At 72.2% G+C, this 22,015-nt stretch carries 20 protein-coding genes; 19 read left to right on the top strand and 1 reads right to left on the bottom strand.

All coding sequences use genetic code 11. The features are described from left to right. The first annotated feature begins 8 nt into the window (after positions 1-8). From ACIBAG_RS02920 to ACIBAG_RS02835, 18 genes are all read left to right on the top strand, one after another. Positions 9-575: a hypothetical protein gene (locus ACIBAG_RS02920; RefSeq protein ID WP_399100234.1), complete on the top strand. Its 567-nt coding sequence runs from the start codon at positions 9-11 to the stop codon at positions 573-575. A gap of 34 nt (positions 576-609) precedes the next feature. Beyond that, the gene (locus tag ACIBAG_RS02915; RefSeq protein ID WP_399100231.1) at positions 610-1,314 is read left to right on the top strand and encodes a hypothetical protein; all 705 of its coding nucleotides are present in this window, start codon (positions 610-612) and stop codon (positions 1,312-1,314) included. Positions 1,315-1,324: 10 nt separating this feature from the next. Beyond that, complete coding sequence (locus ACIBAG_RS02910) at positions 1,325-1,708, top strand: hypothetical protein (RefSeq protein WP_399100229.1); 384 nt, start codon at positions 1,325-1,327, stop codon at positions 1,706-1,708. Then, positions 1,701-2,840 carry a hypothetical protein gene (locus ACIBAG_RS02905; protein WP_399100227.1) on the top strand — a complete coding sequence of 380 codons (1,140 nt, stop codon included), beginning with the start codon at positions 1,701-1,703 and terminating at the stop codon, positions 2,838-2,840. Before ACIBAG_RS02910 ends, ACIBAG_RS02905 begins: the two co-directional genes overlap by 8 nt. A gap of 51 nt (positions 2,841-2,891) precedes the next feature. After that, positions 2,892-3,428 carry a phage baseplate assembly protein V gene (locus ACIBAG_RS02900; RefSeq protein ID WP_399100225.1) on the top strand — a complete coding sequence of 179 codons (537 nt, stop codon included), beginning with the start codon at positions 2,892-2,894 and terminating at the stop codon, positions 3,426-3,428. A gap of 22 nt (positions 3,429-3,450) precedes the next feature. Beyond that, entirely contained in the window at positions 3,451-3,786 is a 336-nt protein-coding gene (locus tag ACIBAG_RS02895; RefSeq protein WP_399100222.1) for a hypothetical protein, read from the top strand. Continuing rightward, positions 3,783-4,175, top strand: a complete 393-nt coding sequence (locus ACIBAG_RS02890) for a GPW/gp25 family protein (protein WP_399100220.1) — start codon at positions 3,783-3,785, stop codon at positions 4,173-4,175. Before ACIBAG_RS02895 ends, ACIBAG_RS02890 begins: the two co-directional genes overlap by 4 nt. Then, positions 4,172-7,288 carry a putative baseplate assembly protein gene (locus ACIBAG_RS02885; RefSeq protein WP_399100218.1) on the top strand — a complete coding sequence of 1,039 codons (3,117 nt, stop codon included), beginning with the start codon at positions 4,172-4,174 and terminating at the stop codon, positions 7,286-7,288. Before ACIBAG_RS02890 ends, ACIBAG_RS02885 begins: the two co-directional genes overlap by 4 nt. Then, positions 7,285-11,067 (top strand): putative baseplate assembly protein, encoded by a 3,783-nt coding sequence (locus ACIBAG_RS02880; protein ID WP_399100216.1) that lies wholly within the window; start codon positions 7,285-7,287, stop codon positions 11,065-11,067. Before ACIBAG_RS02885 ends, ACIBAG_RS02880 begins: the two co-directional genes overlap by 4 nt. Further along, entirely contained in the window at positions 11,067-13,253 is a 2,187-nt protein-coding gene (locus ACIBAG_RS02875) for a hypothetical protein (RefSeq protein ID WP_399100214.1), read from the top strand. The genes ACIBAG_RS02880 and ACIBAG_RS02875 overlap by 1 nt, the downstream gene beginning before the upstream one ends. A gap of 57 nt (positions 13,254-13,310) precedes the next feature. Next, complete coding sequence (locus tag ACIBAG_RS02870) at positions 13,311-14,867, top strand: DUF6519 domain-containing protein (RefSeq protein WP_399100212.1); 1,557 nt, start codon at positions 13,311-13,313, stop codon at positions 14,865-14,867. Next, on the top strand, positions 14,867-15,754 hold the full coding sequence (locus ACIBAG_RS02865) for a peptidoglycan-binding protein (protein WP_399100209.1): 888 nt from the start codon (positions 14,867-14,869) through the stop codon (positions 15,752-15,754). The genes ACIBAG_RS02870 and ACIBAG_RS02865 overlap by 1 nt, the downstream gene beginning before the upstream one ends. A gap of 143 nt (positions 15,755-15,897) precedes the next feature. Continuing rightward, positions 15,898-16,845 (top strand): 1,2-phenylacetyl-CoA epoxidase subunit PaaA, encoded by a 948-nt coding sequence (gene paaA, locus ACIBAG_RS02860; RefSeq protein ID WP_399100207.1) that lies wholly within the window; start codon positions 15,898-15,900, stop codon positions 16,843-16,845. After that, positions 16,842-17,135, top strand: a complete 294-nt coding sequence (paaB, locus tag ACIBAG_RS02855; protein WP_399100205.1) for a 1,2-phenylacetyl-CoA epoxidase subunit PaaB — start codon at positions 16,842-16,844, stop codon at positions 17,133-17,135. The genes paaA and paaB overlap by 4 nt, the downstream gene beginning before the upstream one ends. A 10-nt stretch (positions 17,136-17,145) precedes the next feature. Continuing rightward, positions 17,146-17,973, top strand: a complete 828-nt coding sequence (gene paaC, locus ACIBAG_RS02850; protein WP_399100203.1) for a 1,2-phenylacetyl-CoA epoxidase subunit PaaC — start codon at positions 17,146-17,148, stop codon at positions 17,971-17,973. Further along, positions 17,967-18,479 (top strand): 1,2-phenylacetyl-CoA epoxidase subunit PaaD, encoded by a 513-nt coding sequence (paaD, locus tag ACIBAG_RS02845; RefSeq protein WP_399100201.1) that lies wholly within the window; start codon positions 17,967-17,969, stop codon positions 18,477-18,479. The genes paaC and paaD overlap by 7 nt, the downstream gene beginning before the upstream one ends. Continuing rightward, positions 18,480-19,595: a 1,2-phenylacetyl-CoA epoxidase subunit PaaE gene (paaE, locus tag ACIBAG_RS02840; protein WP_399100199.1), complete on the top strand. Its 1,116-nt coding sequence runs from the start codon at positions 18,480-18,482 to the stop codon at positions 19,593-19,595. Positions 19,596-19,745: 150 nt separating this feature from the next. Next, positions 19,746-20,699, top strand: coding sequence for a Dyp-type peroxidase (locus ACIBAG_RS02835; RefSeq protein WP_399100196.1), 954 nt, complete (start codon positions 19,746-19,748; stop codon positions 20,697-20,699). A gap of 57 nt (positions 20,700-20,756) precedes the next feature. Here ACIBAG_RS02835 and ACIBAG_RS02830 read toward each other — a convergent pair whose 3' ends face one another. After that, a complete protein-coding gene (locus tag ACIBAG_RS02830; protein ID WP_399100194.1) occupies positions 20,757-21,149 on the bottom strand; it encodes a DUF5997 family protein in 393 nt (130 codons plus the stop codon). Positions 21,150-21,207: 58 nt separating this feature from the next. Here ACIBAG_RS02830 and ACIBAG_RS02825 point away from each other — a divergent pair, with 58 nt between their 5' ends. Further along, on the top strand, positions 21,208-22,002 hold the full coding sequence (locus ACIBAG_RS02825; protein WP_399100192.1) for a LysR family substrate-binding domain-containing protein: 795 nt from the start codon (positions 21,208-21,210) through the stop codon (positions 22,000-22,002). The last annotated feature ends 13 nt before the right edge of the window (positions 22,003-22,015 follow it).

The raw sequence follows: 22,015 nt of genomic DNA, 5'->3' as shown, positions 1-22,015 counted from the left end.
GGAATTGCATGTCGACCACACGCATTGTGTTGAAGCGCGACGTGAGCAGGGATCAGGTGGGCTATGTCGCCTACGACAAGAAGTGGCGCATCCAGTCGGTCACCCGTGAGAGCGAATCGCCGCAACGTCAGGTCTGGGCGACCAGGGACGGTGGCACGGTCATCACATTCCTTGAGGATCCCTATCTCGAACTTCGCTACGTCGTCGTCCAGGGTGCGCAAGTTGCGGAGGTCGCGCAGATCATTCGGTCCTCGCTCGCTTGCTGGACCATCGAGGAAGCCCTGGAATTTCTTCGACAGTCACATACCTCCGATGAGAAGATTCACGCTGTCTACCTGACTGCGGCCTCCGCTCCCGTTGATGAAGACCCGCAAGTTGTCGCAGCCCTCCAGGACATTGCACGTGACCAGGATGCAGAGGTGCGCCAAGCGCTCCTCGTGGGCATGGGATATCTGGCGGGCTGGCCGATCGTGCGCTCCATTGCGCATTCCCTCAAGGAAAACGACCCGAACGACGATGTTCGCCGCAGCGCGGAATATCTGTTGGAAGGGCTGGACCGGCCGAATGTGACCTGATACCAGCCAAGAGGGAAGGAAGGAGCATCGTTTCGTGACCCGCTACGCCGACATCCCCAAACCCATCCGCTCCGGAATAGTCGTAGTCAACCCCGACACCGGCACCCCCCAGCGCATCATCGTCCTGCAGTTCAACCCGGACACCCTGGAGCGCAGCGTCGCCCCCCAGTCCGCCGGCGACGGCGGCGACGCCGGAGGTGGGGGCACCGGCAGCGGGGACCGCAACGAGGCCCTTCGGCTCAAGGGACCGGCCCAGGAGACCTGGAAGTTCACCGCCGAGATCGACGCGACCGACCAGTTCGAGGTCGCCGCGCCCGATGGCATCCACCCGCAGCTCGCGACGCTCGAGATGCTGGTGCAGCCGACGGTCGCCCAGCTGCGCGCGGCGAGCAAGCTGTCGCAGAAGGGCGCCATCGAGATCAGCCCGATCGAGATGCCGCTGACGCTGTTCACGTGGGGAAGCAAGCGGGTCATGCCCGTGCGGCTCACCGAACTCTCCGTCAACGAGTCCGCCTTCGACGTGAATCTGAATCCGATCCGGGCCTCCCTCAGCATCGGCATGAAGATCCTCACCGTCAGCGACCTGCCCGCCGGCCACCGCGGCGCGGACCTCTACATGGCGCACCTCGCGCAGAAGGAGCGGCTCGCCGCGGCCGCGCGCGGCGGCAGCCTCGGCTCGCTCGGGCTCGGCGGAGGCATAGGCGGAACCGCAACCAGCGCCGTGATCGGAAGGGGCTGACCAGCACACCATGGCCGACATCGAGCCCTACGAGAACGCCCTCGACGCCATACCGGGCGCCCACCCCTACCCCCGCACCAGCCGCTACCACGACGCCGAGATCGGCATCCACCGCCGCCCCGACGGCACCGAAGTCCGCTACACCAAGCGCCGCTTGCTGCCCCCGCTCGACCAGACCCCGGACGCCGACGACACCCAGCCCCACACCGTCGGCGCCGGCGAGCGCCCCGACCTCCTCGCCCAGCGCTACTTCGGCGACCCCTCCCAGTGGTGGCAGATCGCCGACGCCAACCCCGTCCTCGACCCACGCGAGTTGACCGACGAGGCCGGGCGCGTCATCGACATCCCGCTCGCCGGCGGGTTCCCCGGCGGCAGGGGAGACCGGCGTGTTTGATCTGCCCGTGGGGCAGGGCCCCGTCCACATCGCGCTCCACATGGGGCCCAAGCTCGCCCGGCCCGTCCCGGCCGAGGTGACCGAGGCCCTGCTGTCCGCCCAGATCACCGCGACCGCGGGGGAGCGCAGCGGCTTCCAGCTCGCCTTCGACCTGACCAAGAACGGGATCATCAGCAGGCGGCTGCTGCCCGAGGGGTTCTTCGACCCCAAGACCCGGCTCATCGTGACCGTGACCGTCCGGGGCACCTCCGAGGTGCTCTTCGACGGGCTGATCGTCCGGCACGAGGTCGGCGCCAGCAACCAGCCCGGTCACTCCACCCTCACCGTCACCGGCGAGGACCTCACCCTCCTCATGGACCTCGAGGAGCGCACCGCCCGGTACCCGAACCTCCCGCCCTCCGAGCGGGTGCTCGCCATCCTGCGCCGGTACTCCGACTACGGCATCCGGCCCGACGTCTACACCGAGAAGGTCGCCCAGCCCCCGCACCAGGACCTGCGCGTGCACTACCAGACGCAGACCGACCTGCAGTACGTCACCGAGCTCGCCCGGGCGAACGGATACACCTTCTACTTGGAGCCCGGCCCCAACCCGGGACAGTCCTCCGCCCGTTGGGGACCGGAGGTCCGCCTCGGCATCCGCCAGCACGCCCTCAACGTCAACATGGACGCCAACTCGACCGTCGACCAGCTGACCTTCGCCTACGACGGCACCGCGCGCGAAGAGCCGCAGGCCCGCTGGCAGAACCCGGAGACCCGGCAGTCCGCGCTGCTCCCGCAGCCGTCCATCAGCCCCCTGCGCCCGCCCCTCGGCAAGCGGCCCACCCCGGCCCTCAAGCGCAGGACGCTCGCCGGCACGGCCAAGCAGCAACGCGAGCAGGCCGAGGCCGAACTCCTCGCCCGCGCGGCGGTGTCGGCCGACGTCGTCTCCGGGTCCGGCTCGCTCGACGTCATCCGGCACGGCTACATCCTCCAGCCGCGCCAGCTCGTCGGCGTTCGCGGCTCGGGACGGGCGTACGACGGCGACTACTTCGTCAAGTCCGTCACGCACAACCTGCGTCCGGGCTCGTACCAGCAGAACTTCACCCTCTCCAGGGAGGGACTCGAAGCCCGCGGCGACTACGTCCGGCCGTAACCCGCACCGCACACGCCCACGACCAGTCCCATCGACCAGGAGCACCTCCACATGGCGGCACCCAGCAATCGCTACCTCGGCAAGTTCCGCGGCCGGGTCGTCAGCAACGACGACCCGCTGCGCATCGGCCGTATCACCGTCGAGGTCCCGGACGTGCTCGGCGACGAGCCGTCCACCTGGGCGCTGCCCTGCCTGCCGTTCACCGGGCCCGAGTCCGGGCAGTTCGTGGTCCCGCCGCCGGGGGCGGGCGTGTGGGTGGAGTTCGAGCAGGGGGATCCCAGCTTCCCCGTGTGGACCGGGTGCTGGTACGGCGCCGCCGACGAACTGCCGCCCGACGCGCGGCGTGAGCTGCAGGCCAATGCGCCGAGCAAGCCCGTGGTCGTGCAGACGCCCGAGGCGCACAAGATCGTCATGAACGACACGCCCGGCGCCGAGCAGGGGATCCTCCTCCAGGCGCAGGGCGGCGCGTACATCCGCATCACCAAGGAGGCGGTGGTCATCGCGACCGGCGCGGGGGCCGAGGTCATTCTGCGCGGCCGTGAAGTGACCATCAACGAGGGCCAGTTGACCGTGCTCTCGAAGCGATAAGGAAGACGGGGGACCCAAGAACATGCCCGGGAGTCTGCTCGACGCCGACGCCGTGATCGGCTGCCCGCACGGCGGCCGCGTCACCGCCGCCGGCACACCCTCCGGCGGTGTACGAGCCGGCGGCGCGGCCGTCGCCACGGCCGCCCACAGTTACGTCGTCACCGGCTGCCCGCACACCGTCGACGGCGTGCCCACGCCGTGCGTGACGGTCCGCTGGACCGCCGACGGCACCGGCATCACGGTCGACGGCGCGCCCGTGCTGCTCGACACCTCGGCGGCCGAGTGCTTCACCGCGGCGTTCGTGCCGCAGGGGCCGCCCGTCGTCCAGGCCGCGCAGCGAAAGGTCACCGTCCGATGAGCCGCCGCACCAGCCAACGGCCCCGCAGCGACATCGCCTTCCCCTTCCGCGCCGACCGCCGGGGCCGCACCGCGCACGCCACCCACGGCGAACACGTCCATGACCTCATCGAGCAGCTGCTGTTCACCAGCCCCGGCGAGCGCGTCATGCGCCCCGACTTCGGCTGCGGGCTCCTCGACCTGGTCTTCGCCCCGGCCAGCCCGGAACTCATCAGCACCCTCGAACTCTCCGTCCAGGCCTCGCTCCAGCGCTGGCTCGGCGACCTCATCGATGTGGAGGCCCTCGACGTGGTCAGCGAGGACAACGTCGTTCGCGTGTACCTGTCGTACGTCATACGTGCCGACGGCGCCCGGCGCGACGACGTCTTCGAAGGGAGGGCCACGGCATGACCGGTACGACCACCATCTCCCGCCGGGCCAAGGTCCGCGCCGCCCAGCTCAACGGAGTCGACTCCGTCGAGGTCAGCGACGACGGCCTGCTGCTCACCGTCGCCTTCCTCGGCAAGGCCCCGCACGGCCTCGTCCCGGAGAACGTCCGCATCGACGGCGGCCGCCGCATCACCGGCATCACGGCCCTGGACGTCAGCGTGGAGCGCGAGGAGGACCCCGAGCTCGACGACCGGCTCTACGTCACCCTCGACAAGGCCGGCGACACCTCCCGCTACCGGCTCTCCCTCGTCGAGACCGACCCGTACGGCCGCCCGGGCACCGAGCCCTTCCGCGGCTTCGACCAGCGCTACCACAGCGCGACCTTCGCCTTCCGGCCCGACTGCCCGACTCCCTTCGACTGCAAGGAAGACGAGCAGTCCGCCCAGGACTTCCCGTCCGCGCCCGTCATCGACTACACGGCCCGCGACTACGACACCATCCGCAAGCTGCTCCTCGACCGGCTCGCGCTCACCACCCCCGACTGGGTCGAGCGCAACCCCGCCGACCTGGGCATGACCCTCGTCGAGCTGCTCGCCCACACCGGCGACCAGATCAGCTACCAGCAGGACGCTGTCGCCACCGAGGCCTACCTCGACACCGCTCGGCGTCGCGTTTCGGTACGGCGGCACGTCCGGCTCATCGACTACGCGATGCACGACGGCTGCGCGGCGCGCGCGTACGTCGCCGTCGAGACCGCGGGAGACCACACGCTCGCGCCGGGCACCTTCCGCTTCGCCTCCGTCGACGTCCGCACCCTCGACCCGCACGACCGGCCCGAACCCGGCACGGTCGTCGACGAGGCCGACCTCGGCGACCTCGACGAGCGCGGCTCGGTGGAGGTCTTCGAACCGGTCGTCACCGCCGACCCGCTGGAGCTGCGCGTCGCGCACAACGCGATCCGGCTGTGGACGTGGGGCGGCGAGGTCTGCACCCTGCCGAAGGGCGCCACCTGCGCCACCCTGCGCGACGAGTGGGTCGACCCGGAGACCTGCCGGGAGCGCCGACTCGACCTGCGGCCGGGCGACTTGCTGATCCTGGAGGAAGTCAGGGGCCCGCGCACCGGAACTCCCGGCGACGCCGACCCGAGCCATCGCCAGGCCGTGCGGCTGACCTCCGTCAATCCCGCCGTGGACCGTATCGAGGACCAGCCGGTCCTGGAGGTCACCTGGGCCGCCGGGGACGCCCTGCGCTTTCCGCTCTGCCTCACCACGCGCGGCGGCCGCGACTGCCTGCCCGTCGAGGACGTGACCCTCGCCCGCGGCAACGTCGTCCTCGTCGACCACGGCCGTACCCTGCACGGGCTGCCCGAGACCTTCACCGTCCCGCAGGTACCCGCCGAGGTCGCCCCCTGCGACCCACCCGCCTTCGGCTGCCACGACCGCGACGAGGGCAACGCCCCCGCCCGGCTCGTCAACTCCCTCACGGACAAGACGGAATCGGGTGACGCCCTGACCGCCAACGATGTCCATGAGCTGTTCCAGGTGGTTGGCGAGGGAGCGACCAACCGGGCCGGAATCGGCCTGGAGCGCGCCGGCCAGCGTCACGAGCGTGTCGTGCCCGGCACGGCGTACGCCCAGGCCGCCGCGCTGCGCACGCTGCTCGCCCAGTCCGTCTACCCGGGCATCCAGCCCCGCTTCCGTCCCGTCCTCGGCCGCGCGCCCGTGACACAGGCGGTGCCGTTCCCCGACCCCGGCACCGTCGCAGCCGGACAGGCCGAGCGGATCGCGGCGATCCCTGGGCGCGTACGGCAGCGGCTCGTCGAGCTGTGGCGCAGCGCCCGCGACCGGGACGGACTCTCCGACGCCGAGATCGCCGAACTCGCGGTGATCTACGGCCTGAGGATCCTGGAGCGGATCGAGCTGCGCCGCCACCCCGTCCGCGCCCTGCGTGAACTCCTGCACCGCAGCGACCAGTTGCTCGACGCCAAGGTGCGCCGGATCGAGGTCCTGACCTCGCGCGCCCGTGCCGGGACGGTCCTGGACGGGCACATCGCCTGGGAGATCGCCCACAGCTGGGGCCCGGCGTACGCGGCCGGGCTGCACCCCGAGGAGCCGGTGCTGCGCGGTTCCGCGACCGCCGCCCTCGACCAGGACCCGCGCCGCGCGCTGCCCGCCGTACGCCTCCACACGGGCGACGACGAGACCTGGGAACCGCGCCGCGACCTGCTCGGCAGCGGCCCCCGCGACCGGCACTTCGTCGGCGAACTGGAGGACGACGGCCGGCTCGCCCTGCGCTTCGGCGACGGGCGGCACGGGGCGAAGCCGACGCCCGGGTCCCGGCTCGCCCTGCACTACCGGCTGGGCGGCGGCACCGCCGGCAACGTCGGCGCGGAGGCCATCAACCACCTCGTCGTCCAGTCCGACTGCGACCCGCCGCCCGCCGCCGTGGTCCGCAATCCGCTGCCCGCGACCGGCGGCATCGAGCCCGAACCCGTCGAGCAGGTGCGCCAGTTGGCGCCGCTCGACCTGCGCCGCACCCGGCTGCGCGCGGTCACCGCCGAGGACTACGCGGCCCTCGCCGGCGCGCTGCCCGGCGTCCAGCGGGCGGCGGCGGAGCTGCGCTGGACCGGCAGCGTCCAGGAGGCGCACATCGCGATCGACGCCCACGGGACCGGCGCCCCGTCGGCCGAGCTGCTGACGTCGGTCTCCCAGGCACTGGAGCCGTACCGGCGCATCGGCCACGACCTCGTCGTCGGCGCCGCGCGGCTCGTCCCGCTGGACATCGAGCTGACCGTGTGCGCCAAGCCGGGCCACCAGCACGGGCAGATCCTGGCCGAGCTGTACCGCGTGCTCGGCGGCGGGGTGCTCCGCGACGGTGTGCGGGGCTTCTTCCACCCGGACGCGCTGACCTTCGGCGAACCGGTGCGGCTGAGCCGTCTGGTCGCCGTCGCGGCCGCCGTGCCCGGCGTGGAGAGCGTCCAGGTCACCCGGCTGCGGAGGCTGTTCGAGCCGGACCGAGGAGAGAGGGAGGACGGCGTGCTGCGGCTCGGCCCGCTGGAGATCGCCACCTGTGACAACGACCCGGACCGGCCGGAGAACGGCCGACTGGCGATTTCGCTGGGAGGTGCCCGATGACGACAGACTCGATCATCGACGAGTGCGCCTGCGGCGGCGCCTGCCGCGGCGGCCACGACGAGCGGCTCGCCCCCGCCCCCGTGCACAATCCGCCCGGCCGCACCGCCCTCGACTACCGCGTCGGCGAGTACGGCTCCTTCCGGGCCGCCCTGCTGGACCGGCTCGCCTCGCCGGCGTACCCGGCTCTCAACGGCTTGACCGTGCGCACCCCGGACGACCCGGCGATCGGCCTGCTGGATGCCACCGCCGTCCTCGGCGACCTGCTCACCTTCCACTCCGAGCGCATCGCCGACGAGGCCTACATCCGCACGGCCAACGAGCACCGCTCCCTGGTCCTGCTCGGCCGCCTCGTCGGCCACCGCCCGCGCCCCGGCGTCGCCGCCGCCACGCACCTGGCGTACACCCTGGAACGCGACCCGCGCGCCGAGGCGCTGCCGGTTCTCATCCCGCGCGGAGCGCGCAGCCACAGCGTGCCCGCCTCGGCCGACGAGCAGTCGCTCACCTTCGAGACCAGCCGTGACCTGACGGCCCGCTGGGACTGGAACGAGCTGAAGGTACGCCGGCGGCGTCCCTCCCTCGTCACCCCCGAGGACCTGGAGCGCCGCTCGGAGATCTTCGTCGAAGGCACGGCGAACTCCCTTCAGACCGGCGACCAGTTGCTCTTCGTCTTCGGTGAGAAGGCGGGCGGCGCGCGCACTCTGCTGCCCGTGGCGAAGGCGCGTGTCGACCGGGAGGACGGGATCACGGCGATCTCCCTGCCGAAGTCGGCCCCGCCGACGCTGAAGGAGCTCGTCGACGAGGTGCGGCGCTGGACCGCCGCCCCGGCGGCCCCGGGCGAGCCGGGCGACGAGCCGCCCACGCCCGAGGTGCCCAACCCGCGGCCGGTCAGCCGGCTGATCGAGGACTTCGAGGACCAGGTCCTGGAGCCGTTGCGGGGCGACCTGGACGGCATCCGGACGCCCGAGCGGCTCGCGGCCCGGCTGGCGGAGCCCGTGGCGCGGCTCGGCGAGGCGCAGGTACTGGCCGAGCCGTACCCGGATGTGGCGGCGTGGTTCGAGCGACTGGAGGCGGTGCTCGCCGAACTCGCCGAGCGCGCACTGGAGTTGGCGCCCGCCCAGGACGCCGAGGACGAGCCCGCCCTGCGGTCGGCCAAGGGCACCGAGAGCGTCGACCCCCGCGCGGCCGCCCTCCAGACCCTGGGGGCCGTCCTGCCCGCCCTGCGTGCGGCGACCCCCGCCCCGCACAGCGGCGCCGGCACCCGGCGCCCGGGCAGCGACACCGCGCGTCTGCTCTCCGCCCTCAACCCCGCTCTCGGCAGCCTCTACCCGGCCTGGCGCACGGCGGCCGCCGCTCCCGGTGCCCCGCAGCTCCTGCGCGACCTGCTCGCCATGCGGGTCACCGCCGCGCCCTTCGGTGCCACGGCCCCGCTCAAGCCCGTCCAGGACGACCGCGGGCGCGTCATCCGCACCGCCGACTGGCCGCTCACGGGTGCCGTACTGGCGAGCATGCGGGTCGTGTACGACACGTCGGGCAGGACGCCGGTCCGGGCCGAGTTCCAGTACGTCGAGGGCAGCAGCTCCGACCAGCGCGCCGAGAACCTGCCGGTCGTCCAGCCGGTGACCTTCCCGCTCGGTACGGGTCAGGTCGAGCTCTCCGTCCGCTCCGGCCAGGACCGCGACCTGAGCTGGCTCAACCGCCGCCCCACCGACTCCCAGGAGCCCGGCGTCACGGCCCGCTTCCACTCCGGCCTGCCCGAGCGCACGCTCTTCGTGTCCCGGCCCGACGACGAGGGCCTGATCCACGTCGGCGTCCACAACGGCACGTCCGAGCAGATCGCGCTGCGGCCGAACACGAGCGAGCAGTTCACGCACGGCGAGTACGAGGTCAGCCTCAAGTACACCGTGGGCACGACCGAACCGAACGTCGAGGTCGTGATCGCCAGCAAGCCCGAGCCGCTCAACCGCCGGGTGCTCCAGCTCGACTCGGTGCACACGGGCATCACGGTCGGCAGCTGGGTCGCGATCCAGCGCCCCGCCAAGGGCGCCCAGGGCGGCGTGCCCGGCGACGAAAAGCTCGCGTCCGTCACCACCCAGGTCGTGGCGGCGCGTACGGCGGCGTACACCAACTACGGCATCACCGGTCGCGGCACCGAACTCACCCTCGCCGACCCGTGGCTGGACGAGTTCGACGTCCTGCTCTCGCACATCCGCGACACCATCGTCCACGCGGCGGGCGAACCGCTGCGCCTGGCCGACGAACCGCTCGGCGAGGACGTCCACGGCAACGAGATCGAACTGGCCGAGCTGTACGACGGGTTGCGGCCCGGACGGATGCTCATCGTGAGCGGCGAGCGAAGCGACATCCCGGGGACCGCGGGTGTGCGGGCGACGGAGGTCGTCACCATCGCCGCCGCGGACCCGGCCCGCGATCCGCACCTGCCCGGCGACCCCGTCCACACCCGCCTGACCCTGACCGCCGACCTCGCCCACCGCTACCGCCGCGAGACGGTGAAGATCCTCGGCAACGTGGTCGAGGCCACCCACGGCGAGAGCCGCGAGGAGGCCATCGGCAGCGGTGACTCGGACCGCGTGAACCAGACGTTCGCGCTGTGGCAGTCCCCGCTGACCTGGCTCGCCGACGACAACCCGCTCGGCGTCACCCCGGTGCTGGAGATCAGGGTCGACGGCGTCCTCTGGCACGAGGTCGACAGTCTCGCCGGACGCGGCCCGGGCGAGCGGGTCTACATCACCGGCTCCGCCTCCGACGGCCGTACGACGGTGACCTTCGGCGACGGCGTCAACGGCGCCCGGCTGCCGAGCGGCCACGAGAACATCCGCGCCCGCTACCGCTTCGGCACCGGCAAGGCCGCCAACGTCGCCGCCGACCGCGTCACCCAGCCGCTCACCCGCCCGCTCGGCGTCACCCAGGTGACCAACCCGCGCCCGGCGAAGGGCGGCGCGGACGCGGACGGCCCCGGCCTGACCCGCCGTACGATCCCGCTCGCCGTGTCGGCGCTGGACCGCCTCGTGTCCGAGTCCGACTACGAGGACTTCGCCCGCTCCCGGGCCGGCATCGGCCGGGCCGCCGCGCGCGAACTCTTCGACGGTCGGCGCCGCGTGCTGCACGTGACGGTCGCGGGCACCGACGACGTGCCGATCGACGGCGACTCGGACACCCTGCGCGCGCTGCGTGGCGCACTCACCGAGTACGGGGACATGAACCTCCCGGTCCGGGTGGACGTGCGCGAGCTGGTGCTGCTGCTCGTCGCCGCCAAGGTGAAGGTCGCCCCCGACCACGCCTGGGAGGTCGTCGAGCCGCGCCTGCGCCAGGCACTGCTGCGCCGACTCGGCTACGAGGGCCGCGAGTTGGGCCGCCCGGCCCGCCTCTCCGACGTCCTCGCCACGGCCCACACCGTGCCCGGCGTCGACTACATCGACGTGGACGTCTTCACCGGCGTCCCCGCCTCCGCCACGCCCGAGGAACTCACCGCGATCCTCACCGACCCCGGCCCGCCCAAGGCGTCGGTTCCGGCATACCCGGCGGCGTACGACGAGAAGATCCACACCGTCCGTGCCGCGAACGGCGAGACACTGTCGGAGATCTGCGCCAAGTACGGCGTCCCGCTCGCCGAACTGCTGCGCCTCAACCCCGACATCACCGACACCCGGCGCCTGGCGAAGGGCCGTTCGGTGTTCGTCTTCCGCGGTATCCGCCCGGCCCAGCTCGCGATGCTGTCGCCGAAGGCCGCGGACACCCTGATTCTGACGGAGGTCAAGTGATGTCCCCGGACGTCCAGTTGGAGACCACCACCCCGGCGACCACGTCCAGGGAACCCGACGGGCTCGCCGCCCTGCTGCCGCGCTGGCACCTGCTGCGTGACGCCGAGGAGGGCGAGCCGCTGCGCGCGCTGCTGGCGGTGATCGCGGAGCAGCTCGACCGGGTCCGCGACGGCGTCCAGCAGGGATACGAGGACCTGTTCGTGGAGACGGCCGCGCCCTGGGTGCTGCCGTACCTCGGCGACCTGGTCGGCTACCGCACCCTGCCCGGCTACGAGCGGGTCCTCACGACCGGCCTGCACGAGGGAGGCCGCGCCGCCCTCGCCGAGGCCGTCGCCCCGCGTGCCGACGTGGCCGCGACGGTCGCGGGCCGCCGCCGCAAGGGCACCCTCCACCTCCTGGAGGAACTCTCCGAGCGCGTCGCCGGCTGGCCCGCCCGCGCCGTCGAGCTGTCCCGGCAGGTCTCCCACACCCAGCCGGTGAAGCTGTACGGCGACACGGGCGTCCACCGCGGCGAGCGCGGCCGTCTCGTCGACCTGCGCGACAACTCCGCCCTCGACCTCGCGGGCGGCCCCTTCGGCGCGACGGCCCGCACGGTCGACGTCCGCCGCGCCGACTCCCGCTACCGGCAGGGCGGTTCGACTCCGGCCGGGGTCGCCCTGTTCGTCTGGCGGCTGAAGGCGCACCCGCTCACCCAATCCCCGGCGTACTGCATCGACCGCGCCCGCAACCTCTACACCTTCTCGATCCTGGGCAACGACACCCCGCTGGTCACCAAGCCGTTCCCGGAGCCGTCGCCCACGCACATCGCGACCATCGACAACGTCCCGGCGTTCATCACCCGCCGCCAGCTCCACGACCGGCTCGCCGACTACTACGGCCCGGGCAAGAGCCTCGTCATCCGGCGCGACGGCGAGGACCAGCCGGTGCCGCCGTCGGACATCGTGGTCGCCGACCTGTCCGACTGGCGCTACCGCCCGGGGCGCGGACAGGTGGCTGTCGACCCGGAGCTCGGGAGGATCGCGTTCGGGTCGCGGTCGGCGCCCCGGCAGGGCGTGTGGGTGGACTACCACTACGCGTCCGCCGCCGACATGGGCGGCGGCGAATACGACCGCCTCGACCGCGAGCCCCGTCCCGACGCCGAGGTCTACCGCGTCGGGCCCGGGCAGCCGTACCGCCAGATCATGGACGCCTACCGGGCCTGGCAGCACGACCGCCGCGCCGAGCGGACCGGTCCCGACGGCATCATCGAGATCACGCACAGCGGCGCCTACCAGGAGCAGCTGGACTTCGACCTCGATCCCGGCGACCGGCTGGAGGTCCGGGCCGCCGAGGGCACCCGCCCGGTGATACGGCTCCTCGACTGGTACAGCAACCGCCCCGACGCCCTCAACATCCGTGCGGTGTCCGAGGACTGCGCCCCGCACGAGCGCCCGCGCATCGTCCTCGACGGCCTGCTGGTCGCCGGACGCGGCATCAACGTCACCGGCCCCATGGGCGCGGTCGTCGTACGGCACTGCACGCTGGTGCCCGGCTGGTCGCTGGAGCCCGAGTGCGATCCGCACTCGCCGGAGGAGCCCAGCATCGTCCTGGAACGCACCACCGCGTGCCTCCAGATCGAGCACAGCATCCTCGGCACCATCGAGGTCATCGGCGACGAGGTGAGCGAGGAACCCCTCGACATCCACCTCCGCGACAGCATCCTCGACGCCACCGGCCCGGGCCGCGAGGCCCTGTCCGCGCCGGACTGCCGGCACGCCCACGCCGTGCTGCACCTGCACCGCACCACGGTGATCGGCGAGATCTTCACCCACGCCGTGAAGATCGCCGAGAACTCGATCCTCACCGGCCGGCTCCACGTGGCCCGGCGCGGTATCGGCTGCCTGCGGTACTCGTATGTGCCGCCCGGCTCGCGCACCCCGCGCCGGTACCACTGCCAGCCCGACCTGGCCGGGCCCGAACAGGCCGGTCGTGTACGGCCGTTGTTCACCTCCGAGCGCTACGGGACGCCCTGGTACGGGCTGCTCGCCGACCGGTGCGCACAGGAGATCCGGCGCGGCTCGGACGACGGCGGCGAGATGGGCGCCTTCCACGACCTGTACCGGCCGCAGCGCGAGGACGGCCTCAGGGCACGGCTCGCGGAGTACACCCCGGCGGGCACGGACGCCGGGATCTTCTTCGTGACGTGAGCCGCACCCATCCGACTTTGCGAACCCGCACTTTCCTGAACCAGGGGGACCCCCTTCATGCACGCTGACCTCTCCCGCCTCACGTTCCGCCCGCAGCGGCGCTACTCGGCGGTGATCGCCCAGCAGGGCCGCGTCCAGCTCGACGCCGACATCAACGAGCAGACCGCGATCCAGCTCCACCAGGCCCGCACCCTCGCCGCCGATCTGATCGGCCGGCACGGCGGGCCGCGTGACGCCGCGGGCTTCCGGATCGAGTACGTGGGCGGCAGGCACGAGATCGACACGCTCTTCATCCACGGCGGCCGCTACTACGTCGACGGCATCCTGTGCGACGCGACCCGCCCGGCGCCCGGCGTGCCGGTCCCGGACGAGGACGCCGAGGACTCCGCGGAGCAGGACACGACCGCCCCGCCCGCGTACTGGACCTACTGGGACCAGCCGGACGGGTTCCGCGACCCGGAGAAGCCCGGCGACCGGCTGCCCTCGCCGGCCCAGTCGCCGTTCGTGGTCTACCTGAAGGTGTGGGAGCGCGCCGTCTCCGCCGCCGAGGACCCGGCGCTGCGCGAGGTCGCGCTCGGCGCGGCGATGCCGGACACCGCCGCCCGGGTGAAGGTCGTGTGGCAGGTGCTGCCGCTGTCGCTCGCCGCGCTGGAGATCGAGGACGGCAACCCGTCCAAGGAGGTCGTCCGGGCCGCCTTCGACAAGTGGGCGAAGAAGCAGGCCACGCCCACCGCGCGGCTCGCCGCCCGCAGCGAGCGGCCCGACCACGCCGACGAGGACCCCTGCCTGGTCAAGCCGGACGCCCGCTACCGGGGCCAGGAGAACCAGCTGTACCGCGTCGAGGTGCACGCCGGTGGCGAGGCCAAGGACGCCACCTTCAAGTGGTCCCGTGAGAACGGCTCGGTGGTCTTCCCCGTCGACGAACTCGACGGCACCTGGGTGCGGTTGGCCTCCCTGGGGCACGACGACAAGCTGGACCTGGACGTCGGCGACCACGTCGAGCTCGTCGACACCGCGTACGCCTCCCGCCTGGAGCCGCTGCCCCTGCTCCGGGTCGAGGAACTGGACCTGCCGGGCCGCCGGGTCCGCCTGTCCGCCGAGCCCGACCCGGCCGTCGGGCGGCTGCCCCACCTCAATCCTTTTCTGCGCCGCTGGGACCACCACGAGGGGCCCCGGCGCAAGGGCCGTACCACTGCCCTGAAGGGCGGAGCGGTGCCGGTCGCGGAGGGGGAGTGGCTGCCGCTGGAGGACGGCGTGGAGGTGTACTTCGCCAAGGGCGCCACCTACACGACGGGCGACCACTGGATCATCCCGGCCCGCACCGCCACCGGCAGCGTCGAGTGGCCCACGGACGCCGCCCGGCGCCCGCTGCTCCAGGGCCCCTCCGGCATCGTCCGCGGCTTCGCGCCGCTGGCCCTGGTCAAGGGCGAGGGCGGCAGCGTCGACCTGCGCCTCGCCTTCAACCCGCTGGCCAGCAGCATCCCGGCCGCCGACGAGGCGACCCTCGCGGCGGAGGAACAGGCGCGCCGTGAGGAGCAGTTGGCGGAGGACCCGTCCCGAGGGAGGTCGCAGACCACGGCGGAAGCGGAGGCCGCGGCGGAAGGAGACGAGTGATGGCCAAGCCCCTGAGCGCGTCCAAGATGGTGGAGATACTGCGCGCGGAGGGCCTGACGGTCCACGAGGTCCGCAGCTGGCGCACCCACAACCGCAACAGCAAGGGCCCCTGGGGTCCGGTGAACGGCGTGATGATCCACCACACCGTCACCAAGGGCACCGAGCACTCGGTGAACATCTGCTACAACGGCTACTCCGGCCTGCCCGGCCCGCTGTGCCACGGCGTGATCGACAAGAAGGGCGAGATCCACCTGGTCGGCAACGGCCGGGCAAACCACGCCGGCCTCGGCGACAGCGACGTGCTGCGCGCTGTGATCAACGAGTCCAAGCTGCCGCCCGACAACGAGCGGGACACCGACGGCAACGCGCACTTCTACGGCTTCGAGTGCATCAACCTCGGCGACGGCAAGGATCCCTGGCCCGAGGCGCAGAAGGAGGCCATCGAGAAGGTCTCCGCCGCGATCTGCCGCCACCACGGCTGGAGCGAGCGCTCGGTCATCGGCCACAAGGAGTGGCAGCCGGGCAAGACGGACCCGCGCGGCTTCACGATGGACGGGATGCGCAAGCGCATCGCGGCGAGGCTCAAGGGCGGCGGTGGCGGCAAGCCCGACCCCGACCCGAAGCCCGCGCCCAAGCCGAAACTCGAGCCGTTCCCCGGCAGCGGCTTCTTCCACGTCGGCCAGAGGTCGCCGATCATCACCGCCATGGGCCGCCGCCTGGTCGCCGAGGGGTGCGGCCGCTACGAGGAGGGCCCGAGCCCCGAGTGGACCGAGGCCGACCGCCGCTCCTACGCCGCCTGGCAGCAGAAGCTCGGCTTCCGGGGCAAGGACGCGGACGGCATCCCCGGCAAGGTCAGCTGGGACAAGCTGAGGGTGCCCAACGTGTGAGATGAGGACGGGTCTCGGCAGAGCCGCCCTGGATACCCCGAGGTGTCCAGGGCGGCTCCGGCTTGAGTGCCGGGTCTTGCTCGACACCGGAAAACGCGCCACACTGGTACCGAACGAATGGTCGGTTGGGGAGCTGGTTATCGGTGACGGAGCAGCTACAGGAGCACTTCGAGGCGACGATCTCGCGCGACCAGCGCATCGAGCCGCGTGACTGGATGCCGGACGGCTACCGCAGGACGCTCGTGCGCCAGATCGCGCAGCACGCCCACTCGGAGATCATCGGCATGCAGCCCGAGGGGGAGTGGATCACCAGGGCGCCGTCCCTGCGCCGCAAGGCGATCCTCTTCGCCAAGGTCCAGGACGAGGCCGGACACGGGCTGTACCTGTACTCGGCGGCGGAGACGCTGGGCACCGACCGTGCCGAGCTGACCGACCGGCTGATCGAGGGCCGCCAGAAGTACTCGTCGATCTTCAACTACCCGACCGTGAACTTCGCCGACGTCGGAGTGATCGGCTGGTTCGTGGACGGCGCCGCGATCTGCAACCAGGTGCCGCTGTGCCGCAGCTCGTACGGGCCCTACGCGCGCGCGATGGTGCGGATCTGCAAGGAGGAGTCGTTCCACCAGCGGCAGGGTTACGAGCTGCTGATGACGATGATGCGCGGCACCGACGCCCAGCGCGAGATGGTGCAGGACGCCGTCGACCGCTGGTGGTGGCCGTCGCTGATGATGTTCGGCCCGCCCGACGACGCCTCGCCCAACTCGGCGCAGTCCATGGCCTGGAAGATCAAGCGGCACAGCAACGACGAGTTGCGCCAGCGCTTCGTCGACATGACCGTCCCGCAGGCCGAGAAGCTTGGTGTCACCCTGCCCGACCCGGAGCTGCGCTGGAACGCCGAGCGCGGTCACCACGACTTCGGCACCCCGGACTGGGACGAGTTGATGCGGGTCATCAAGGGCGACGGGCCGTGCAACGCCCAGCGGATGGAACGGCGCAGAAGCGCCCACGAAGAGGGCGCCTGGGTGCGGGAGGCGGCCACCGCCCACGCGGCCAAGCAGGCTGCCCGTGCGGAGAAGGGAGCGGTGGCATGAGCCCCGACAAGCAGGACTGGCCGCTGTACGAGGTGTTCGTACGGGGCAAGCGGGGACTCAACCACGTCCACGTGGGCTCGCTGCACGCCGCCGACGACCGGATGGCGCTCACCCACGCGCGGGACCTCTACACCCGGCGCAACGAGGGCGTGTCCATCTGGGTCGTGCGCTCCGAGCACATCACCGCCTCCACGCGCGACGAGAAGGACCCGTTCTTCGAGCCCAGCGCCGACAAGGTCTACCGCCATCCGACCTTCTACGACATCCCCGACGACGTCCCGCACATCTGAAGGAGAGGGCATGAGCGACGACCACGTCTACCTGACCCTCGCCGAGGGACACGAGGACGACACCCGCTGGGCCTACGGCACCGGCTTCGAGGACCCGCTGCACGGCGTCGACACCACCGTGCCGGAGGGCGTCGACGCCGCCGAACTGGCCTCCCTGTGCGTCTCGTTGGCCGACGACGCCCTGGTCTCGGCCCAGCGCCTGGCCGAGTGGGTCACCCGCGCCCCCGAGTTGGAGGAGGAGGTGGCCCTGGCCAACATCGGCCTCGACCTCCTCGGCCAGGCCCGCCTGCTGTACTCCCGGGCCGGCCAGGTCGACGGCACCGGTCGCGACGAGGACGCCTACGCCTACTTCCGGGACGCCGGCGACTTCCGCAATGTACGCCTGGCCGAACTGCCCAACGGGGACTTCGCCTTCAGCGTCGTGCGGCTGCTGGTGCTGTCCAGCTGGCGCCTCGCACACTTCGAGCGGCTGACGTCGCACCCCGACCCGGTGCTCGCGGCCATCGCCGCCAAGGGCGTGAAGGAGCTGAGCTACCACCGGCAGTACGCCGCCGAGTGGGCGGTGCGCCTGGGCGACGGCACGGAGGAGTCGCACCGACGGATGCGCCGGGCCCAGGAACAAGTGGCCCCTTACCTCGGCGAGCTGTTCACCGCGTACGACGTGCGGGACGAGGTCGCCGCGGTGCTGAAGCAGGTCACGACGGCCGCCGGACTGCCCATGCCGGTGTACCGCCCGCTGCCCGGATGCGGCCGCGACGGCGAGCACACCGAGCATCTCGCCCCGCTGCTGGCCGAGTTGCAGGGCGTGGCCCGCGCCCACCCGGAGGCGACATGGTGACCACCCTGCTCGACGCCCGGCGCGCCCGGCACCTCGCGGAACACGTGCCGGACCCCGAGCTGCCCATGCTCACCCTCGCCGACCTGGGCGTCCTGCGCGGAGTCGAGCTGACCGAGGACGGGACGGTCGTGGCAAGCCTGACGCCGACCTACTCCGGCTGCCCGGCCATGGCCGAGATGCGGGCCGACGTGGCGGCGCGGCTGCGTGACGCGGGGTACCCGCGCGTGGAGATCCGTACAGTGCTCGACCCGCCGTGGACCAGCGACTGGATCACCCCGGCCGGCCGCCGCAAGCTCGCCGAGCACGGCATCGCGCCGCCCGGACCAGCACCCCGCGGCGGCGGCCCCGTCCCGCTGGTGCTGTCACCCACCCGGCACGCGGTGAGCTGCCCGCGCTGCGGCTCCGCGGACACCGAGGAGACCTCCCGCTTCGCCGCCACGTCCTGCAAGGCGCTGTGGCGTTGCCGCGCCTGCCGCGAGCCGTTCGAGTACGTAAAGGAGATCTGAATGGAAGGCCTGAGGGAAGCACAGACGGCCGCCGCGGCCCGCCCGCGCACCCGCCGCCGTCCGGCCTTCCACACCCTGACCGTCGCCGGCATCCAGCCCCTGTGCTCGGACGCGGTCGCCGTCAGCTTCGACATCCCGGCGGAGCTGGCCGAGGAGTTCGCCTTCGAGCCCGGTCAGTCGCTGACGCTGCGGCGCGAGGTCGAGGGGCGGGACGAGCGGCGGTCGTACTCGATCTGCTCGCCGGTCGGGACGAGCCCGCGCATCGGCGTCCGGGTCGTGCCCGGCGGGCTCTTCTCCTCCTGGCTGGTGAACGACGTACGCCCCGGCGACACCGTCGAGGTCATGGCCCCCACCGGCGCCTTCACGCCCGACCTCAGCACGCCCGGCCACCATGTGCTGATCGCCGCGGGCTCCGGCATCACGCCCATGGTGTCCATCGCCGAGTCCGTCCTTGCCGCCGACCCCCGCTCGACGGTCACCCTCTTCTACGGCAACCGCCGTACCGACACCGTGATGTTCGCCGACGAGCTAGCGGACCTGAAGGACCTCTACCCGGCCCGCTTCCAGCTCGCCCACGTGCTGTCCCGGGAGCCGCGCGAGGCCGAGGTGCTGTCCGGCCGCATCGACGCCGACCGGCTCGCGACCCTCGTCGACGCGCTGGTCGACGTGACGACCGCCGACCACTGGTGGCTGTGCGGCCCGCACGGCATGGTCCGGGACGCGCAGCGGGTGCTGGAGGGCCTCGGGGTTCCGGCGGAGCGGGTGCACCAGGAGCTGTTCTACGCCGACGACGAGCCCGTGCGGGAGGTGCACCACGCGGAGGGCGGCCCGCAAGGGCCCGTCAGCCAGGTCACCATCACCCTCGACGGCCGGTCCACCACGGCCGACCTGCCGAGGGAGCGCACCATCCTCGACGGCGCCCAACGCACCCGCCCCGACCTGCCGTTCGCCTGCAAGGGCGGCGTCTGCGGCACCTGCCGGGCGCTGGTCACCGACGGCAAGGCGGACATGCGGCGCAACTTCGCGCTGGAGACGGCCGAGGTTGCCGCGGGGTACGTGCTGACCTGCCAGTCGTACCCGGTCTCGGAGACGCTGGCGGTGGACTACGACAGCTGAGCCGGCCGCAGGTAGGAGAGTGGGGTCTCGTGTCAACAGGGCGCTTTCCTCACACATCCCACTTGTCATATGTGCGGAAATTCGGCGGGTATCGTTCGCGGTTCGGCCGGGCATCGTTAGGTGGCGGGGTTCGAGGGTGGGAGGGGAACCATGCCGTCGTCGTCCATACGGTGGGCCGGAGCGCAGCCACAGCCGGTGCTCAGTCCGCCGGCGCCCGTTGCCGTCTTCCTGGTGGTCACGATCGAACCCGGCGGCGAGCCCGAGGCGCGCGAGCTGCTCGCCGGGCTCGCGGGACTCGTACGCGCCGTCGGGTTCCCGAGTCCCGACGGCGGACTGTGCTGCGTCGCCGGCATCGGGTCATCGGCGTGGGACCGGCTGTTCGGCACTCCGCGCCCCCAGCAGCTGCGTCCCTTCAAGGAGCTGGAAGGGGACCGGCACCGCGCCGTGGCCACCCCGGGCGACCTGCTGTTCCACATCCGTGCCGCCCGCACGGATCTGTGCTTCGCCCTCGCCGCCGAGATCATGAAGCGGCTGCGCGACGCGGTCACCGTCCAGGACGAGGTCCAGGCCTTCGCCTACTTCGACTCGCGCAACGTCCTCGGCTTCGTCGACGGCACGGAGAACCCGGTGGGCCAGGCGGCGGCCGAGGCGGCGATCGTCGGCGAGGAGGATCCCGCGTTCACCGGCGGCAGCTACGCGATCGTCCAGAAGTACCTGCACGACGTGGACGCCTGGGAGGCCCTGGCGGTCGAGGCGCAGGAGAAGGTGATCGGCCGCTCCAAGCTGACCAACATCGAACTCGACATGCCCGGCTCCCACATCGACGTGAACACCGCCACCGGCCCGGACGGGGAGGAACTGGAGATACTGCGCGGCGCCATGCCGTTCGGCAGGCCGGGGCACGGCGAGTTCGGCACGTACTTCATCGCCTACGCCCGTACGCCCGAGATCCCGGAGAGCATGCTCCGCAAGATGTTCCTGGGCGGCCCGGACTCCGGCCCCGACCCGATCCTGGACTACTCGCAGGCGGTGACCGGAACCCTGTTCTTCATCCCCTCGGTGTCCTTCCTGGAGGCCATTCCGGAACGCTTCGTGACCGACTGAACCGGCCGGCGGCAGGCGGGCCGCAGGGGCGGCTCGCCTCACCGGACGGCGGCGACGTCAGGCCTCCCGCGCCGCCCGCTCCGCGTCCCGCTCCTTGAGGCGGGCCGCCTCCTTGCGGACCTCGGCCTGGGTGGCGCGTTCCTTCTGCAGCCACTCGGGCTGCTCCTGCTTCAGCGCCTCGATCTGCTCGGTGGTGAGCGGCTCGGTGACGCCGCCGCGGGCGAGCCCCGCGATGGAGACGCCCAGCTTCTGCGCGACGACCGGGCGGGGGTGCGGTCCGTCGCGTCGCAGGTCGCGCAGCCACTGCGGCGGGTCGGCCTGCAGCGCGTTCAGCTCCGCGCGCGTGACGACACCCTCCCGGAACTCGGCGGGGGTGGCTTCGAGGTACACACCCAGCTTCTTCGCCGCGGTCGCGGGCTTCATGGACTGGGTGCTTTGGTGCGACGTCATGCCGTCAAGGGTATCGAGCGGATGAACGACCGCCGACCACGGCCGGTAAACTGGCCCGGTGACAGGCTCGGAAGCATCCCCCTCGTTCCGGCTCGCGTACGTCCCGGGGGTGACCCCCTCGAAATGGGTGCGGATCTGGGAGGAGCGCTTCCCCGACGTCCCGCTCACCCTCCACTCGGTGACCGTCGCCGAGGCGCCGGACATGCTGCGCGCGGGCGACGCCGACGCCGGCTTCGTACGCCTGCCGGTCGACCGCACCGTCTTCAGCGCGATCCCGCTCTACACCGAGACCACGGTCGTCGTCGTCCCGAAGGACCACGTGATCGCCGCGGTGGACGAGGTGACCGCCGAGGACCTGACCGACGAGGTCGTCTTCCACCCCCTCGACGACGTCCTCGACTGGGAACGTCCCCCCGGACAGCCCGCCTTCGAGCGCCCCGCGACCACCGCGGACGCCGTCGAACTCGTCGCGGCGGGCGTCGGCCTGCTCGTCGTGCCCCAGTCACTGGCCCGACTCCACCACCGCAAGGACCTCACCTACCGCACCCTCGTGGACGCACCCCAGTCCAGCGTCGCCCTGTCCTGGCCCGAGGACGCCACCACCGACCAGGTCGAGGACTTCATCGGCGTCGTCCGCGGCCGCACGGTCAACAGCACCCGGGGCCGTACGACCTCCCAGCCCGCGGCCTCGAAGGACCAGCCGAAGCGCAAGCGCCCCGAAGCCGGCGGCAGCGCACGCCACCAGCCCGGAACCGGCCGCAGTCCCCGCGGTGGCGCGGGCGGCACCGCCGGCACGAAGGGGGCGAAGGGCGCGAAGGGCGCGCGGCGCGGGAAGCCACGGCGCCGGTCCTGACGGGTCGGGCGTG

Origin of the sequence: Streptomyces sp. NPDC051243, from assembly GCF_044455405.1 — a bacterium.
Classification (GTDB): Bacteria; Actinomycetota; Actinomycetes; order Streptomycetales; family Streptomycetaceae; genus Streptomyces.
Note: the sequence above shows the minus strand (reverse complement) of the source record. Positions and strands in the feature narration are given on the sequence as shown.